At 72.6% G+C, this 17,223-nt stretch carries 16 protein-coding genes, 2 tRNA genes and 1 pseudogene; 4 read left to right on the plus strand and 15 right to left on the minus strand.

What is annotated here, in order from left to right; all coding sequences use genetic code 11:
* Positions 1-308: 308 nt before the first annotated feature.
* Positions 309-1,403, plus strand: a pseudogene (rho, locus tag FED44_RS00355) (transcription termination factor Rho); the annotation flags it as partial.
* Here the strand turns inward: rho and FED44_RS00360 are convergent.
* Genes FED44_RS00360 through deoC form a run of 4 tightly spaced genes read right to left on the minus strand, consistent with a single transcriptional unit; the run spans position 1,400 to position 4,873 of the window.
* Positions 1,400-2,275 (minus strand): aldehyde dehydrogenase family protein, encoded by an 876-nt coding sequence (locus tag FED44_RS00360; protein WP_111697361.1) that lies wholly within the window; start codon positions 2,273-2,275, stop codon positions 1,400-1,402. The pseudogene rho and the gene FED44_RS00360 sit on opposite strands and share 4 nt — an antisense overlap.
* Complete coding sequence (locus FED44_RS00365; protein ID WP_138459369.1) at positions 2,268-2,507, minus strand: hypothetical protein; 240 nt, start codon at positions 2,505-2,507, stop codon at positions 2,268-2,270. Before FED44_RS00365 ends, FED44_RS00360 begins: the two co-directional genes overlap by 8 nt.
* Positions 2,497-3,924 carry an aldehyde dehydrogenase family protein gene (locus tag FED44_RS00370; RefSeq protein ID WP_111697362.1) on the minus strand — a complete coding sequence of 476 codons (1,428 nt, stop codon included), beginning with the start codon at positions 3,922-3,924 and terminating at the stop codon, positions 2,497-2,499. Before FED44_RS00370 ends, FED44_RS00365 begins: the two co-directional genes overlap by 11 nt.
* A gap of 10 nt (positions 3,925-3,934) precedes the next feature.
* Positions 3,935-4,873: a deoxyribose-phosphate aldolase gene (gene deoC, locus FED44_RS00375; RefSeq protein ID WP_138459370.1), complete on the minus strand. Its 939-nt coding sequence runs from the start codon at positions 4,871-4,873 to the stop codon at positions 3,935-3,937.
* Between the two features lie 217 nt (positions 4,874-5,090).
* On the opposite strand from deoC, the gene FED44_RS35520 reads away from it, so the two are divergent.
* Both FED44_RS35520 and FED44_RS37935 read left to right on the plus strand, forming a co-directional pair.
* Positions 5,091-5,252, plus strand: coding sequence for a hypothetical protein (locus FED44_RS35520; RefSeq protein ID WP_165900422.1), 162 nt, complete (start codon positions 5,091-5,093; stop codon positions 5,250-5,252).
* Between the two features lie 109 nt (positions 5,253-5,361).
* Positions 5,362-8,250: a helix-turn-helix transcriptional regulator gene (locus FED44_RS37935; protein WP_279633836.1), complete on the plus strand. Its 2,889-nt coding sequence runs from the start codon at positions 5,362-5,364 to the stop codon at positions 8,248-8,250.
* Here the strand turns inward: FED44_RS37935 and FED44_RS00385 are convergent.
* The 10 genes from FED44_RS00385 to FED44_RS00430 form a co-directional block, all read right to left on the minus strand.
* Positions 8,247-8,816, minus strand: coding sequence for a TMEM165/GDT1 family protein (locus FED44_RS00385; protein ID WP_111697365.1), 570 nt, complete (start codon positions 8,814-8,816; stop codon positions 8,247-8,249). The two genes, FED44_RS37935 and FED44_RS00385, sit on opposite strands and share 4 nt — an antisense overlap.
* 200 nt (positions 8,817-9,016) lie before the next feature.
* A complete protein-coding gene (locus FED44_RS00390) occupies positions 9,017-10,078 on the minus strand; it encodes a UDP-N-acetylmuramate dehydrogenase (RefSeq protein WP_138459372.1) in 1,062 nt (353 codons plus the stop codon).
* A gap of 90 nt (positions 10,079-10,168) precedes the next feature.
* Positions 10,169-10,570, minus strand: coding sequence for a hypothetical protein (locus FED44_RS00395; protein WP_138459373.1), 402 nt, complete (start codon positions 10,568-10,570; stop codon positions 10,169-10,171).
* Between the two features lie 69 nt (positions 10,571-10,639).
* Positions 10,640-11,068 carry a MaoC family dehydratase gene (locus tag FED44_RS00400; RefSeq protein WP_111697368.1) on the minus strand — a complete coding sequence of 143 codons (429 nt, stop codon included), beginning with the start codon at positions 11,066-11,068 and terminating at the stop codon, positions 10,640-10,642.
* Positions 11,069-11,070: 2 nt separating this feature from the next.
* Positions 11,071-11,520 (minus strand): MaoC family dehydratase N-terminal domain-containing protein, encoded by a 450-nt coding sequence (locus FED44_RS00405; RefSeq protein ID WP_138459374.1) that lies wholly within the window; start codon positions 11,518-11,520, stop codon positions 11,071-11,073.
* Between the two features lie 263 nt (positions 11,521-11,783).
* The gene (rpmG, locus tag FED44_RS00410) at positions 11,784-11,948 is read right to left on the minus strand and encodes a 50S ribosomal protein L33 (protein WP_036325591.1); all 165 of its coding nucleotides are present in this window, start codon (positions 11,946-11,948) and stop codon (positions 11,784-11,786) included.
* Positions 11,949-12,027: 79 nt separating this feature from the next.
* Positions 12,028-12,101: transfer RNA gene (locus FED44_RS00415), tRNA-Met, on the minus strand.
* A gap of 182 nt (positions 12,102-12,283) precedes the next feature.
* A tRNA-Thr gene (locus tag FED44_RS00420) sits at positions 12,284-12,356 on the minus strand.
* Positions 12,357-12,454: 98 nt separating this feature from the next.
* Positions 12,455-12,877: a hypothetical protein gene (locus FED44_RS00425; RefSeq protein ID WP_111697370.1), complete on the minus strand. Its 423-nt coding sequence runs from the start codon at positions 12,875-12,877 to the stop codon at positions 12,455-12,457.
* A gap of 59 nt (positions 12,878-12,936) precedes the next feature.
* Positions 12,937-13,146 (minus strand): transposase, encoded by a 210-nt coding sequence (locus FED44_RS00430; RefSeq protein ID WP_111697371.1) that lies wholly within the window; start codon positions 13,144-13,146, stop codon positions 12,937-12,939.
* 138 nt (positions 13,147-13,284) lie between these two features.
* Between FED44_RS00430 and FED44_RS00435 the strand changes: the two genes are divergently transcribed.
* Positions 13,285-13,935 (plus strand): hemerythrin domain-containing protein, encoded by a 651-nt coding sequence (locus tag FED44_RS00435; protein ID WP_111697372.1) that lies wholly within the window; start codon positions 13,285-13,287, stop codon positions 13,933-13,935.
* On the opposite strand, the gene FED44_RS00440 is transcribed toward FED44_RS00435, so the two are convergent.
* A complete protein-coding gene (locus FED44_RS00440) occupies positions 13,871-17,212 on the minus strand; it encodes a BTAD domain-containing putative transcriptional regulator (RefSeq protein WP_138459375.1) in 3,342 nt (1,113 codons plus the stop codon). The genes FED44_RS00435 and FED44_RS00440 overlap by 65 nt on opposite strands.
* Between the last annotated feature and the right edge of the window lie 11 nt (positions 17,213-17,223).

Consider the following 17,223-nt stretch of genomic DNA (forward strand, 5'->3'; position numbering starts at 1 on the left):
AACGGCCGCGACTGTTATAGTCGGCGGTAGCCGTATGGTTCTGGCTCCGTTCGAGCCCATACGCGCACCGCATATCTTCCGTCGGCGACCAGCCGACACGAGACCTCCCGCGCGATCCGTGATCTGACGGGCGATCCTGTCCGTCCTTCCGGGCGCGGCGTCCCACGATCCGCCTCCAGCGGAGAACCCCACTGCGTGCGTGTGAGTCCCCAAGGGGGACCCCGCACATTCCCGGACCGAGGAGTCCTATGACCACCACCACTCTCACCGTTCCCAAGCAGCGCGCCTCCTCCCGCCCGCGACGGGCCCCGGCCGCCGCCTCCGCGACCGTGGCCACCGAGGTCGGCGGCCTGCTCGACTTCGCCGGCCGGAACGCGGTGATCCGTTCCCGCGGCTACCTGCCCGGGCCGAAGGACGTGGCCGTCCCCGCCGCACTCGTGGCGCGGTACGGCCTGCGCCGCGGCGACCTGGTCAGGGGCGCCGGGGAGAACGGCCGACTCGCCTCCGTCGTCTCGCTGAACGGCGCCCCCGTCGACACCGGTGAGGCCAGGCCCGACTTCGCCGACCTCGTGCCGATCCATCCCGACGAGCGGCTGCGCCTGGAGACGGCTCCGAACGTCCTGGCCACCCGCGTCATCGACCTGTTCGCCCCGGTCGGCAAGGGGCAGCGCGGCCTGATCGTCGCCCCGCCGAAGGCCGGCAAGACGATGTTCCTCAAGGCCGTCGCGAACGCGATCACGGCCAACCACCCCGAGTGCCACCTCATGGTCGTCCTGGTGGACGAACGGCCCGAGGAGGTCACCGACATGCGCGAGTCGGTCCGGGCCGAGGTGGTCGCCTCGACCTTCGACCGCCCGCCGCAGGACCACATCGCGGCGGCCGAACTGGCCGTCGAGCGGGCCAAGCGGCTGGTGGAGACCGGCCGGGACGTGGTCGTGCTCATGGACTCGATCACCCGCCTCGGCCGGGCGTACAACATGGCCGCGCCGAGCGGCGGGCGGGTGCTGACCGGCGGCATGGACGCGCGGGCCCTGCACCAGCCCAAGAAGGTGCTCGGCGCCGCCCGCAACATCGCCGGCGGCGGCTCGCTGACGATCCTCGCGACCGCGCTGGTCGAGACCGGCTCGAAGATGGACGACAACCTCTTCGAGGAGTTCAAGAGCACCGGCAACATGGAGCTCAAGCTGAGCCGGAGCCTCGCCGACCGCCGCGTCTTCCCCGCCGTCGACGTCGTCGCGTCCGGCACCCGCCGGGAGGAACTGCTGCTCCACGCCGCCGAACTGCCGCTGATCTGGCGGCTGCGGCGGGCGTTGCAGGACCAGGAGTCGTTCGAGCGCTTCCTCGGCTCGCTGAAGAACACCGGCTCGAACGCCGAACTCCTCCTGGCCCTGGCGAAGAACTAGACCCCGATGGGGTGCCAGACGGTCTTGGTCTCCAGGAACGCCGTCATCCGCTCGATGCCGGGGTCGGCGAGCCAGTCCACGCGGCCGGCCGGGGGCCGGAGCACCCGCTTGAGGTTCTCGGCGGCGAGTTCCTCGCACGTGACGGCCAGATCGGGGTCCGCGCCCGTCAGGTCGATGCCGTTGACGTCCATGTGGCCCGCGAGCCAGGGAGCGATCTCGGCGGACGAGCCGGTGAGGATGTTCACCACCCCGCCGGGAAGGTCGGAGGTCGCCAGCACCTCGGCCAGCGTGATCGCCGGGAGCGGCGCCCGCTCGGAGGCCGCGACCACGCACGTGTTCCCGGTCACGATCACCGGCGCGATCACGCTGACCAGGCCCAGCAGCGGGCCCATCGGCGGGGCGACCACGGCCACCACGCCGGTCGGCTCCGGGCTCGACAGGTTGAAGTACGGCCCGGCGACGGGGTTGGCCGACCCGAGGACCGCCCCGATCTTGTCGGACCAGCCCGCGTACCAGACCAGCCGGTCGACCGCCGCGTCCACCAGCTCGCCGGCCTTCTTCGCGGAGACCCCGTCGGCGTCCACGACCTCGGCGACGAACTGCGCGCGCCGGCCCTCCAGCATCTCGGCGATCCGGTACAGGATCTGGCCCCTGTTGTACGCCGTGGCGCCCGACCACCCGGAGAACGCCTTCCGGGCGGCCGATACGGCGTCCCTGGCGTCCTTGCGCGAGGCCCGCGCCGCGTTCGCGAGGAAGTCTCCCTTGGAGGAGGTCACGGCATACGACCTTCCGCTCTCCGAACGCGGGAACGCGCCGCCGACGAACAGCTTGTACGTCTTGCGCACGGCCAGCCGCGCGGCCTGCTCACTCATCGAAGGTTCCAATCTCGAGCGGACGGGCGGGCTGGTAGGTCTGGCCGCACCGGCACACGCCGCCGCGGTGCGCGAACCACCCGTGCCGTACGGCGAAGCGGCGGGAGCGGCGGGCCCGGGAGAAGCCCTCTCCGGCTCCCGCGTCGGCCCGGCGGGCCAGGCGGCCGCGGCGTCCGTCGTCGCAACGGGCGTGCGGCCGGGCCGCGTGACGGTCACATCGGTCATACCGCAAGGTAGGCCTCCAGACCGTGCCGCCCGCCCTCGCGGCCGTACCCCGACTCCTTGAAGCCGCCGAACGGCGAGGCGGGGTCGAACCGGTTGAACGTGTTGGACCAGACGACGCCCGCCCGCAGCCGGGACGCCATCCACAGCATGAGCGAGCCCTTCTCGGTCCACACGCCCGCCGACAGCCCGTACGGCGTGTTGTTGGCCTTCTCCACCGCCTCGGCGGGCGTGCGGAACGTCAGCACCGACAGCACCGGCCCGAAGATCTCCTCGCGGGCGATCCGGTGCGACTGGGCGACGCCGGTGAACAGGGTGGGCGGGAACCAGTACCCGCGGTCGGGGATCGGGCAGGCGGGCGACCAGCGCTCGGCGCCCTCCGCCTCCCCGGCCTCCGACAGCTCGCGGATCTTCGCGAGCTGCTCGGCCGAGTTGATCGCGCCGATGTCGGTGTTCTTGTCCAGCGGGTCACCGAGCCTGAGCGTGCCGAGGCGCCGCTTGAGCGCCTCCAGCAGGTCGGCGGCGACCGACTCCTGCACCAGCAGCCGCGACCCGGCGCAGCACACGTGGCCCTGGTTGAAGAAGATGCCGTTGACGACGCCCTCGACCGCCTGGTCGATCGGGGCGTCCTCGAACACGATGTTGGCGGCCTTGCCGCCGAGTTCCAGCGTGAGCTTCTTGCGGGTGCCCGCGAGGCTCCTCGCGATGTGACGGCCGACCTCGGTGGAGCCGGTGAAGGCGACCTTGTCCACGCCGGGGTGGGCGACGAGCGCGGCCCCCGTCTCGCCCGCGCCGGTGACGATGTTGACGACCCCCGGCGGCAGGTCGGCCTGCCGGCAGATCTCGGCGAAGGCGAGCGCGGTCAGCGGCGTGGTCTCGGCGGGCTTGAGCACGACCGTGTTGCCGCAGGCCAGCGCGGGCGCGATCTTCCAGGCCAGCATGAGCAGCGGGAAGTTCCACGGGATGACCTGCCCGGCCACCCCCAGCGGCCGCGGGTCGGGGCCGAACCCGGCATAGGAGAGCTTGTCGGCCCAGCCGGCGTAGTAGAAGAAGTGGGCGGCGACCAGCGGGAGGTCCACGTCGCGCGACTCGCGGATCGGCTTGCCGTTGTCGAGCGTCTCCAGCACGGCCAGCTCACGCGACCGCTCCTGGATGATGCGGGCGATCCGGAACAGGTACTTGGCCCGCTCGGCGCCCGGCATGCCCGACCAGAGGGGGAAGGCCTTGGCGGCGGCCCCCACGGCGCGGTCGACGTCGGCCTCCCCCGCCCACGCGACCTCCGCGAGCACCTCCTCGGTGGCCGGGTTGACGGTCTTGTGGCGCTCCTCGCCCTGCGGCTCGACCCACTCGCCGTTGATGAAAAGGCCGTACGACGGCCGGATGTCGACGATGTCCCGCGACTCGGGCGCGGGTGCGTATTCGAACATGACTCAGCCCTCAGTCGAGCGTGAAGTAGTCGGGACCCGCGTACCGGCCGGTGGCCATCTTCTGCCGCTGCATGAGCAGGTCGTTCAGCAGCGAGGAGGCGCCCAGGCGGAACCAGTCGGGGTGCAGCCAGTCGGGCCCCGCGGTCTCGTTCACGAGCACCAGATACTTGATCGCGTCCTTCGTGGTGCGGATGCCGCCCGCGGGCTTCACGCCCACCTGACGGCCGGTCGCGGCGCGGAAGTCGCGCACGGCCTCCAGCATCACGAGCGTCACCGGGAGGGTCGCGGCCGGCGACACCTTGCCGGTCGAGGTCTTGACGAAGTCCGCTCCGGCGATCATCGCCAGCCAGGAGGCCCGCCGCACGTTGTCGTACGTCGCGAGCTCCCCGGTCTCCAGGATCACCTTCAGATGCCTGCCGGCACATGCCTCCTTCGTCGCGACGATCTCCTCGTACACCTTGAGGTAGTCGCCGGCGAGGAACGCGCCGCGGTCGATGACCATGTCGATCTCGGACGCGCCCGCGGCCACCGCGAGTGAGGTCTCGGTGACCTTGACCTCCAGGGAGGACCGTCCGCTGGGGAACGACGTGGCGACCGACGCCACCTTCACCCCCGAACCCGCGAGGGCGGTCACGGCGGTCGCGACCAGGTCGGGATAGACGCAGACCGCGGCGACCGGCGGCACGGAGGCGTCGGCGGGGTCGGGCCGGACGGCCTTGGCGCACATCGCCCTGACCTTGCCGGGGGTGTCGGCGCCCTCCAGGGTCGTGAGGTCGACCATGCCGATGGCCATGTCGACGGCCTGTTTCTTGGCGGTCGTCTTGATGGATCGCGTGCCCAGCATCGCGGCGCGGGCGTCCGCGCCGACCCGGTCGACCCCGGGAAGGCCGTGCAGGAACGCCCGCAGCGTCGAATTTGAGGAGGCGACCTCCGCGAGCGGAGTAGTCATAGTTGGCACGGAACCAGCATCGCCGACCACGGCGAATGATTCCAAACCCGGGGACCCGGGTGTTCCTAAGGCATCGCCTTACCCGCCTTAGACGGCGTAGGCCGGCGGTCGCGCACAGGGCGGCCAAGAGATAGGGCATCCGCCCGATGTGGCGGGGGGCGTCTTAGAACGAACCTTGATGTGTACGGGAAAGAAGCCTCGAACAAGGAGAACCGCGATGGGGCCGGAACTGCACTACCAGATCATGATCAACCGGGCCGCCGAGCTCCAGGAGGAGGCCGCGTCGCACCGGCGCGCCCGCCAGGCGCTGGCCAGCCTCAAGGCGCAGCAGCGCTCCCGCCGGCTGCGCGGGACGTTCGGCAAGCTCCGCAGCTCGTGACCCGCGTACGAAGGCCCGGCCGGACCCTCCCTCCCGGCCGGGCTTGCCAGCCCCCATAAGGCAAAAAAGCAGGCGAAGCCAGACAAAGGGTCATGACATGCTTTACGACATGACACGCCGGGCGGTAAGCCCCGTCTTCGTCGGGCGGGACGCGGAGCTGGAGACCCTCGCCGAGGCCTACGACCAGGCCCGCAAGCAGGCCACCGCGGCGGTGCTGATCGGCGGCGAGGCAGGGGTGGGGAAGACCCGCCTCGCCGGCCGGTTCGCGGAGGAGGCCGCACAGGACGGCGCCCACGTGCTCGTCGGGGGCTGCGTGGAGCTGTCCGCCGAGGGTCTCGCGTACGCCCCGTTCACCGCCGCACTGCGCCAGCTGGTCAGGGAGGCCGGGGTCGCCGAGGTCACCGCGCTGCTGCCGGACGGCGCCGGCCGGGACCTGGCCAGGCTGCTGCCCGAGTTCGGCGAGCCGACCGGCGACGGGGAGACGGAGTCGGCCCGCGCCCGGCTGTTCGAGCTGATCCTCACGCTGCTGGAACGGCTCTCCGAGCGGCGGCCGGTCGTCCTCATCATCGAGGACGTGCACTGGGCCGACCGCTCCAGCCGCGACCTCATCGCCTTCCTCAGCCGCAACCTGAGGACGGCCCCCGTCCTGATGGTCATGACGTACCGGTCGGACGAGCTGCACCGCACCCATCCCCTGCGGCCCGTGCTGGCCGAGCTGGGCCGGGTCGACGGGGTGGTGCGGCTGGACCTGCCGCGCTTCACCCAGGACGAGGTCGCCGCGCAGATGGCCGGGATCCTCGGCGTCACCCCCGAGTTCGCCAGGGTCGACCGGGTCTTCGAGCGCAGCGGCGGCATCCCGCTGTTCGTGGAGGCGCTGCTCGACTGCGGCGAGGAGTGCTCGTTCCCCGACTCGCTGCACGACCTCATCATCGGATCGGTGGAACGCCTGCCCGAGGAGACCCAGCGGGTGCTCCGCGTCGCCGCGGCCGGGGGCGTACGGGTGGGGCACGCCCTGCTCGCGGCGGTGAGCGAGCTGTCGGACGTGGACCTGGAGGACGCGCTGCGCCCGGCCATCGCCGCGAACGTGCTGCAGGTCGCCGACGGCGGGGCGTACGCCTTCCGGCACGCCCTGATCCGCGAGGCGGTGCACGACGAGCTGCTGCCGGGCGAGCACGCCCGCATGCACGCGCGGTACGCCGAGGAGATCGACCGCGACCGCACGCTGGTCCCTCCGGGCCGGGCGGCCATCGAGATCGCCCACCACTGGTACTCCGCCCGCGACGACGAGTGGGCGCTGGTCTCCGCCTGGGAGGCGGCGGAGAAGGCGGCCAAGTCGTTCGCCTACACCGAGCAGATCCAGCTGCTCGAACGCGTGCTGACGCTGTGGGACAAGGTGCCCGGCGCCGCCGGCCGCATCGGCCAGGACCACTGCACGGTGCTCGAACGGGCGTCCGAGGCGGCGTACGTCAGCGGTGACATGGAGCAGAGCCTCAAGTACGTGCGCGGCGCGCTCGCCGAGCTGGACGAGCGGACCGCCCCGGAGCGGGTGGCCGAGCTGCTGGTCCGCATGGCGAACGTGAAGTCGCAGAAGGCCAAGCCCGGCAGCCTGGACGACCTGCGCCGCGCCGAGGGCCTGGTCCCGCTGCCCGGGGACACCCGCACGCTCGTGCTGACCCGGCTCGGCACGATGCTGATGTGCTCCGACCAGGTCGTCGAGGGCACGGCGGTCACGCAGGAGGCGCTGCGCACGGCCCGCGAGAAGGGGCACGAGGTCCAGGAGGCCGACCTGCTGATCAACCTCGCGCTCGGCCACTCCATCAACGGCGACCTGCAGACCACGTTCGCGCTCAACGAGCGGGCGCTGGCGATGGGCACCCGCCTGGACTCGCCCCGGATCATCCTGCGCGCCCTCGGCAACAACGTCGACGCCCTGGACAACCTCGGCCGCTCGGAGGAGGCGGTGCTGCTCGCCCTGGAGGGCGAGAAGCTCGCCCGCCGGTACGGCAGGTTCCGCCACCAGGGGGTGTTCATCGCCAACAACCGGGCGGAGGCGCTGGAGTCTCTCGGCCGGTGGGACGAGGCCATCGAGGTCATCGACCGGGCCATGACCATGGGCCCCACCATGCGCACCCGCTGGCACATGCTGCGCGTCCGGGCGGACATCGCGATCAGCCGGGGCGAGGAGGACCTGGCGCAGGACATCCTCTCCGAGGTCGGCGTCTTCTCCCCGCGCCGCGAGGAGCAGACGCAGGAGTGGACGAACAACACCCGCCTGGCGCTCGCCTTCCACCTGCTGCGCGGCGAGCCGCTCAAGGCGCTGGACCTGCTGGAGGCCGCGCTCGACAACCCGCCCCTGTCACGCAAGGCGATGCTGGCCGGGCGGCTGCTGGCGTCGATCCGGTACGTCTGCGACGCCGCGGCGCCGGTCGCGCCCGAGCGGGTCGCGAAGGTGCGGGCGCACGGCGACCGCCTCGCGGAGAACCTGGGCGACGGACCGGTGAACGAGGCGTTCGGCCTGGTCTACCGGGGAGAGTTCGACGCGGCGGCCGAGGCGTGGCGGCGGCTTGGCCGCCCCTACGTCCAGGCCAAGGCGCTGCTGCTCGCGGCGGTGGACGCCGCCGCGCGCGGCGACCGCGACGGGGTCTCCGCGCGGCTGCACGAGGCCTGCCCGCTCGCCACCGCGCTCCGCGCGACCCCGCTGGTCACCCAGATCGAGACGCTGGCCCGCCGCGTCGGCACGCCGCTGTCCAAGGCCCCGCTGCCCGACGCCACCCCCGCTCCGTCTGCCAGGTCCGGACGGCAGGCCGACCTGACCCCCCGTGAGCTGGAGGTGCTCCGCCTGGTGGCGGCCGGGCGGAGCAACCGCGACATCGCGGCCGAGCTGTTCATCTCGGCCAAGACCGTCAGCGTCCACGTGTCGAACATCCTGCCGAAGCTGGGCGTGTCGACCCGGGGTGAGGCCGCCGCCGCGGCCCACCGCCTGTCTCTTCTCGACTAGCCGAACAAGGGCTCGATCAGCAGCAGCACGCCGAAGACGGCGAACGCGGCGGCGGCGCCGTACTTGATCCACTTTTCCGGCAGGCGGCTGCCGAGGAAGCGCCCGACGAGGATCGCCAGCGCGTCGGCCGCGACCATGCCGATGGTGGAGCCGATCCAGGTGCCGAACCAGCCGTGCTGGGTGGCCAGCGTGATGGTGGCGAGCATCGTCTTGTCGCCCAGCTCGCTGAGGAAGAACGCCACGCCGACGGCGATGAACGCGTTGCGGGTCGTCTTGGCCGCCTTGCCCTCCTCCTCCTCGCTGAGCTCGTCGCCGCGCAGCGTCCACAGCGCGAAGCCGAGGAACGCCAGGCCCGCGACGATCGAGATCGCGGTGGTGGGGAGCGCGTCGCCGACGACCCTGCCGAGGGCGACGCTGCCGAGGTGCACGAGCGCGGTCGCGACGGTGATGCCGGCCAGCACCGGGAGCGTCCTGAACCGGGTGGCGAAGGTCAGGGCCATGAGCTGGCTCTTGTCGCCGAGCTCGGCCACGAAGATGACGACGAGGGAGATCCAGAGGGCTTGCACGGGGTCGCCTTCCGAGGGGAGACGCGACCGGGCCGCCGTACGACACCCGGGGAGCGGGCACGACTTCGGCCCGGCAGCATGCGGTCATGACTGTCGGGCCGAAGGTCTCGTCCGCCACGGGGGCTCCACGACCGGGCGGGCGAACCGCCAGTGTGTCGATCAGTGGATTTCGGACTACTCCCCTTCGGTGTTGTCCCAGTTTAATCGAGCTGAAGACTTGCTCCCACCAGCACGGGTTCGTTGACGAGCCACACGCCGAACTTCTCGTGCACTCCATCGCGCACCTCGCGGGCCAGCGCGAGCAGTTCGGCCGCGCCCGCCTCACCGGTGGGGTTGGTCAGGGCCAGCGTGTGCTTCGTGGAGATGCGGGCCCGGCCCTTCTCGTACCCCTTGGGGAACCCGGCGTTCTCGATCAGCCACGCCGCCGGGATCTTCACCGAGCCGTCGGGCATGTCCCAGTGCGGATGACCGGGGGCCCGAAGCTCCAGGGCCGCCGCCTCGTCCGGGCCGAGCACGGGGTTGGTGAAGAAGGACCCCGCGCTGCGCGTGTCGGGGTCGTCGGGATCGAGCACCATCCCCTTGCCGCGCCGTAGCTCCAGCACCGCCTCCCGTGCCTCGGTCAGCGGCACCCGCTCGCCGATCTCCACCCCGAGCCGCGCGGCCAGTTCCCGGTACGCCACGGGCCCCGACAGGGCGGACCGCTCCAGGGCGTAGGTGACCGCGAGCACCACGTGCCGTTCGGGGTCGCGCTTGAAGGCGCTGTGCCGGTAGGCGAAACCGCACTCCGCGGCCGTGAGGTCGGCCACCTCGCCGGTCCCGCGGTCGTACACGCGGACGCCGGTGACGGTCTGCGAGACGTCCTGCCCGTACGCCCCGACGTTCTGGATCGGGGTGGAGCCCACCAGGCCGGGAATCCCCGACAGGCACTCGATCCCCGACAGGCCTTCGGCGACGCACCGGGCGACCAGGGCGTCCCAGTCCTCCCCCGCCTGCGCCGTGACGAGCACGCGCCCGTCCCCGTCCGGTGCCGACTCGACCCCCCGGGTGACGACGCGGACCACCAGCCCGCCGAACCCCTCGTCGCCGACGAGCAGGTTGCTGCCGCCGCCGAGCACCAGCACGGGTTCCTCGTCACGGTCGGCCTCGGCCACCAACCCGACCAGGTCACCGGTGGTGTCCGCCTCCGCGAACGCCCGGGCCGGGCCGCCCGTACGCAGGGTGGTGTAGCGGGCGAGGGCCACCCCTGCCAGCCGGTCAGCCATTCGTCTCCTCAGCGCGTCCCCCCAGGCCGGGTAGAGGAACCCGGGGCCGTGTAGAGGAACAGGATAGCCACCCCGCCCCCGCCCGCCCCTTCACGGAGTGTGCGGGGCGTCCCGGTCGGGAGGTGAGTCGGTGCCGGTGTCGACGCCGGTCTCGGCGATCGCCTGGTCGATCCGGGAGGTGGCCGAACTGCCGTCCCACAGAAGCTGGGAGGCGACCATCGACGCCTCGCCCGACGGGGTCAGCGCCGTCTCGATCGTCCCGCCGGGGGCGACGTCGCGCTTGACCTCGGTGATCTTCTCGTGGCCCGCCGCCCGCGCGGCCTCCCGCGCGTTCCCCGCGCGGGGCGACGGCAGCCCGCCTCCCTGGGCGTCCCCGGCCTTGCCCGGGTCCTGCGTCTGCGTCGCCACGCCGGCGGTGTCGCCCTGCTCCCGCTGGGTCGTGACCGGCTCGTTGACGACGCCCTCGGTCTCTGAAGTGTCTCGCTCGCTCACGATCCGACCGCTACCCAGCACCGGCGCCGCCAAGCACCCTCATGGCTCATCGCGGCCGATCGGGGCCGGTCAGGTGAGCTGGACCACCGCGCGGGCCTTGGAGAGGACCCGGGAGTCGCCGGACCTCGCCGTGAGGGTGACCACGACGCGCTTGTCCTCGCGCTTCTCCTCCACGATCCCGCTGATCGTGATCGTCGCGCCGTTGTCGTCGTCGGGCACCACGACCATGGACGAGAAACGGACCCCGTACTCGACCACCGCGCCGGGGTCGCCCGCCCAGTCGGTCACGAACCGGCCGCCCTGCGCCATCGTGTACATGCCGTGCGCGATGACGTCGGGCAGGCCGACCGCCTTCGCGTGGCGCTCGTTCCAGTGGATGGGGTTGAAGTCGCCCGAGGCCCCGGCGTACCGCACCAGGTCGACCCGGCGGACCCGGTACTCGGCGGCCGGGATCTCCTGGCCGGTCTCCACGTCGTCGTACTTGACCGTCGCCGCCATGATCAGGCCGCCCCTCCGCGCTCCACGATGATGTTGTAGGTCCGGCAGACCAGCTCGCCGGAGGTGGTGTGCACGTCGCTGCGCACGGTCAGGAACTCGTTGCGGCCGACGCTGCGGATCTCCGCGATGGTCGAGCTGCACACGAGCTCGTCGCCCGCCTGGATGGGCCGCTCGTACTCGAACCGCTGCTCGCCGTGGACGACCATGGAGAAGTCGAGCCCCAGATCGGGGTCGGTGAGCGCGTCACCGGTGCCGAGGAGGCTGAACACGATCGGGAAGGTCGGCGGCGCCACGACGTCCGGGTGCCCGGCCGCCACGGCGGCCTGCCGGTCGTGGTAGATCGGGTTGTCGTCGCCGATCGCGGTGGCGAACTCGCTGATCTTGACGCGGCTGACCTCGTAGGGCGCGGACGCCTGGTACGTCCGCCCGACGAAGTCGCGATTCAGAGGCATCGGCCGTGCTCCTTAGGGGATGAGCGGGTGACCGTACGCTAGCAACACCCGATCCGGCCGGCCGTCACCGCCGCACCGCGGAAGATCCGGCCCGGAGCATCCGACCCAGAAGCACCGGCGGAAGCACCGACACGAAAACCGGCGCCTCCGCGACGGAGACGCCGGTCATACGTGATCGAGGTCGTGCTGTGTCGAGGTCAGGCCGTGTAAGCCGACCGCCGCGTTCGCGGCGCGGAACCACGCGCGCCGGACCGCGCTACGACTCAGCGGGTCTCGCGGTGCGCCCGGTGCGTCTTGCAGTTGGGGCAGTACTTCTTCAGCTCAAGCCGATCCGGGTCGTTGCGCCGGTTCTTCCGCGTGATGTAGTTGCGGTGCTTGCACTCCTGGCAGGCCAGCGTGATCTTCGGCCTAACGTCTGTGGCAGCCACGTGGGAGTGCCTTTCTGCGTTTGGGACTACTGGACAACCCAGGCCGGGGCCGCCTTCGTGAGGTGACCCGGCAGGGTAGTAGCGGAGGCCGGACTTGAACCGGCGACACAGCGATTATGAGCCGCTTGCTCTGCCTGACTGAGCTACTCCGCCTCGGGCCGGAGAAACTGCATCCGGCCACGCAAGGATACCCGACCCGTACGGCTCTTCGCGCATCGGGATCAGCCGTGATCGGGATCGGTCAGCCGGTGGGGAAGAGGCACCCCCACCAAGCCGAAAGCCCCACCCGGCAGCGCTCCCACAGGAACAATGCTCAGATAGGACTTTCCGGCCAGAGCCCCCAAACGGAATCGAACCGTTGACCTTCTCCTTACCATGGAGACGCTCTGCCGACTGAGCTATAGGGGCGGGCCCGGCTGCGCTCTCGCGCCTCGCGGACAGGTGTAACCATACACGGCCACGCTGACCGATGCGAACTCGAATACCGCCACGCTCACGGTATCGACTCACGGTGTCGGCAGCATCCCGGAGAGATCGGCCGCGGGCCGCTGACGGGGCGGCACCTCGGCCGCGACGGCGTACCTGCTGAAGTAGCCCTTCCCCCGGACGGGGGTCACGTTGCTCAGCGTCACCGTGGCCTCGTACGGCGCGTTCTCGCAGGCGGGTAGGCACCAGGTGCCGCTGAGCCTGCCCGCGCCGACGGCCCGGGTCGGCCCCCAGGAGTGCCAGGTGACCTCGCTGATCGTGGTGAACTCGGAAAGGACCAGGATGGCCGGCCGCTGGTCGGGCCGCCCCTGCTCCGAGCCCTGCAGGTTGAGCACGTACACCGGTGTCTCCGCGACCGGGCCGGCCTGCGACGCGCCGCAGCCGGAGACCCCCGCGCCGAGGACCGCGACCGCGAGCTTGGTGACAGTGGTGGCCAGGCGCATCGATACCCCCTCGGCACTCTGAGTGCCCAGGGTCGGCGCGGGTTACGCCTGCGGCCCGCCTACCTGACGGCCGTACGGGCGTCGCCGGCCCGCTCCGGCAGGGCGATCACCTCGCACAGGTCGGCGAGGTCGACGAACCGGGCGACCTCCTCGACCGACAGGCAGTCGGCGACCAGCCGTCCGTGCCGCCGCACGCGGAGCACCTGGCGGTCGCGGCGGTACGCCGGAACGATCTCGTACCCGTCGGGACCCACCCATCGCCTGTCCATAGGGGAACAAGCTATCGGTTCTTCCCATCGTTCTCTCCCGTCTCATAGGGATCGGGTTTAAGTAAGGACCTAATGGACCCCAAGCACCGGGGCGCACAGTGAGCGTGCCCGACCACCCCGCTCACGAGAGGCATCCCGATGTCCGACGCACCCGTCCCGCACCCCGCCAACCTGCCCGCCCCCAACCTGCTCGGCTTCCGCATCACCCACCGCGCGATGCGGGCCGACTCCCGGCGCCTCGCCGACGTCACCGGCGAGATCGCCGCGGGCCGGCAGCCGTGCGGCCCCGAGCGTGCGGCAGCGATCAGGGACTACGTGGTCAAGCTGTGCCAGGGCATCCATCACCACCACAAGGCGGAGGACGACCACCTGTGGCCCCTGCTCGTCCGGTCGGCGGGCGCCGAGGTGGACCTGAGCGAGCTGAGCGAGGACCACTCCGAGCTCGATCCGCTGCTGGAGGAGATCCGGTCCGTCGCGGGCGACCCGGCCGAGCTGGCCAAGCCGATGCGCCGCCTGGCCGACCTGCTGGACGAGCACATCGTGGAGGAGGAGCGGCAGCTCTTCCCGGTCATCATGCGGCACGTCACCGCGAAGGACTGGGAGGAGCTGGAGAAGCACGTCCGCAAGGGCGGGGACCCGCGGTTCGAGCTGCCCCGCATCGAGCGGCACGCGCGGCCGGAGGAGCTGGCCGAGCTGCGCAGGCTGGCCGGGCCCGTCCTGGTCGTCATGCTGGCGCTGCTGCGTCCCGGCCACCGTCGCCGCGAGCGTCTCGTGTTCGGCGCGGCGTGAGCGCCCGGCGGGCGGCCTCCTCCCAGTGCGGGGAGCCGGCCTGCCGGGCCACCTCGGCGGCCCGCCGGTAGTGGGCGTCCGCGTCACCGGGCCGGCCCAGGAACACGGCGAGGTCGCCCAGCGTGTGGGCCACCGGCCCGGCCGTGACCGACCCCGAGTGCAGGCCGGCCAGCTCGCCGTCGTACGGCAGCAGCAGCTCGTAGCACTCGGCGGCCACCTCCCGGTCGCCCAGCGCCGCCGCGTTGTCCGACCGCATGGACATCAGCAGCAGCCAGTAGTAGTCGCGCCGGGGCCGGTGCCCGGGCAGCCACACGGCGCGGGCCTCGTCGAGACGGCCGGCGCCGACGAGCACCCGGGTGTACATCTCCATGCTGTCCTCGCGCAGGCGCTCCCAGAGGACGGTGAGCTCCTCCACCATCCCGGCGAGACGCCCTGACGCCAGCGCGACCACGAAGCGGCCGACCATCCCCACCATCGCGCCGTTCGCGTCGCCGGTGCGGGCCAGCCGTTCGCCGAGCTCGCCGTACGCGCGGCCGGCCCGCTCGAAGTCGCCCGTCACCAGCAGGCGCAGGGCGTCGAGGAAGGCGAGGATGCCGAGGGCCAGGCCGAGCTGGCCGGTCGTCGACAGCGCGGCGCCCCTGTCGGCGTGCTCGCGCGCCGACGCCCAGTCGTTGCGGGCGAGCGCGACCATGAGCAGCGCGAAGTGGCCGAGCGTCTGGTAGCCGAGCAGTCCCGCGTCGGCGGACGCGGTCAGCAGGTCGTGACCGAGCGTCTCCAGCTCCGTCCGCCGGTCCGGCGCGAGGCAGGCCCAGTAGCGGGCGTTGAGCGCCATGCAGCGCAGCCGGGGATCACCGAGTGCGTCCGCGATCGCCAGCGCCTCGGCGCTCGCCGTCTCGACGCGCTCCGCGTCGTGTCCTTCGAGCGCGTGGCAGAGGGCGACGAGCATGCGGCAGCGCAGCTCCCCCGCCTCCGCCGGCATCGAGCCCTCGATCGCCCCGACGAGCCGGGGGTCGTACGCGCGGTCGGGCTGGATGGTCCAGATGACCGGCGCGTCGAACGACGTGACCGCGCGGGCGACCGCCGCCCGGTCGCCCATCTCCTGGGCCAGCGCGAGGGCCTTCTCCCGGTTCCGCAGTGCGGTGATCACGTCGCCCGCGTGCGCCTGCGCGGACACCAGGTCGCACAGCAGGCCGAGGCGGACGTCCCGGGGCGGGTCGCCGGTCCCCGGGGTCAGCAGGTCGAGGGCGTCCAGGGCGCCCTGCAGCAGCGTCGCCGCCTCTCCGTGCGCGTGGTAGACCGACCAGGCCTGGTGGGCGGCGCGCGCGGCGTACCCCGCGGCCGTGAGGGCGGTCGCGGTGGTCGCGGCTGCGAGCGCGTGGTGCCCGAGCGCGCCGACGTCGCCGGGCCGCACGCGTTCCAGCGCGGCGAGGACCCTGCCGTGGATGCGCGTACGGCGCAGCCGGGGGATGTCCTCGTACAGCGTCTCGCGGACGAGCACATGGGCGAAGCGGACGTGGCCGGGGCGCGGCTCCTCCAGCAGGCCGGACAGCACGCCCGCCTCCAGGCCGTCGAGCACGGTCTCCTCGTCGGCCCCCGGCATCGCGACGAGCACGTCCGCGTCGGCCTCCCGGCCGAGGACGGCGGCGGTGCGGAGCGTCGTCTGCGCCGTGGCGGGCAGCCGGGCGAGACGGCGGCGGATCAGGTCGCGGACGCCCGGCGGCAGCGCGTGGGCCGCGGCCGGGCCGTCGACCGCGAGCAACCGGGCCGTCTCGGCCACGAACAGGGGGTTGCCGCCGGTCCGCTCGGTGACCGTGCGGACCAGCGTCTCGTCCACCTCCGCGCCGGAGCGCTCCGCGAGCAGGCGCGCCACCTCCGGCTCGCCGAGGCCGCCCAGCGTGATGTTCTCCACGGCCTGGACGGCGAGCGCGGCGGCGGTGGCCGTGAGGTCGTCGCCCGCCTCCGCCGGCCGGTGCGTCAGCAGGACGAGGACCGGCGTGCGCGCCAGGCGGCCGGCGAGATGACGCAGCAGCTGGAGGGTCTCCTCGTCGGCGCGGTGCACGTCCTCCAGCACGATCAGCAGTGGACCCGGCACGCCCTCCAGGTAGTCGCCGACCGCCCGCGCCAGCCAGAACTGGCCGACGGGCGCGGCGTCGTCGGTCAGCAGCGGCGCGAGCCTGGCCGCCGTCCCGGGCTCCGGCGGGCGGGTGGCGGAAAGGTCGCGCAGCACCTCGCTCCAGGCCCAGGCGGGCGGCACGCCGCCGGTCGTCTCCGGGCAGCGGCCGACCACGGTCTGCCAGCCGTCCTCCGCCAACCGCCGCACCAACGCGGCGGCGAGCGTGCTCTTGCCCGAGCCCGCCTCGCCGCCGAGCCAGGCGATGCGGAAGCCGTCCCGCGCCTGCCCGGCCGCGGAGACCAGCCGGGACAGCTCCGCCGTACGGCCGATCATCCGGAAGTCGGCGGGGACGGGCTCGGCCCGCGTCTCCCGTACGGGCGGGCCGATCACGGGGGCCGGGTCGAGCGACTCGGCCTGCGCGAGGATGTCCGCCTCCAGGGTGCGCAGCGCGGGCCCGGGGTCGACGCCGAGCTGGTCGGCGAGCAGGGCGCGGGTGCGGCGCAGGGCCGCGAGCGCCTCCCCCTGCCGGCCGCCCCGGTAGTAGGCCAGCGCGAGCAGCCGTACGGCGTTCTCGCGCAGGGGGCGCTCGGTGAGGTGGCGTTCCAGCTCGGGGACGATCTCGGCGTGGCGGCCCAGCGCGAGCGCCGCCTCGGCGCGGTACTCGGAGGCGACCACCCGCAGTTCGTTCAGGTGGCCCACCTCGGGCACGGCCCACTCCTCGTCGCCGAACTCGGCGTACGCCGGGCCGGTCCACAGCGCCAGGGCCTCGTTGACGAGGTCGAGCGCCCGGGCGGGCGCGCCCTCGGCGAGGAAGCCGGAGGCGGCCTCGACCAGCCGGGGGAAGCGCCAGGCGTCCACGTCGTCCGGCTCCAGCGCGAGGCGGTAGCCGGGCGGAGCGGTCACCAGCACACGGGCGGCGGCGCGGGGCGGGCGGTCCGGCTCCAGCACGCGGCGCAGGTTGGAGACATAGACCTGCAACGCGCCGAGGGCGCGAGGAGGCGGCTGGCCCTTCCACAGGTCGTCCACGAAACGGTCGGTCGACACCACGTGTCCGTGCGCGCAGACCAGCCGGGCCAGCACGGCACGCTGGAGCGACGTCCCGAGGTCCGCGCGACGGCCGTCGACCTCCGCCGCTATCCGCCCCAATATCCTCAATCGCACCATAACGGGGGCAA

This window comes from Microbispora triticiradicis (assembly GCF_005864065.1).
In the GTDB taxonomy this organism is placed as follows: Bacteria; Actinomycetota; Actinomycetes; order Streptosporangiales; family Streptosporangiaceae; genus Microbispora; species Microbispora triticiradicis.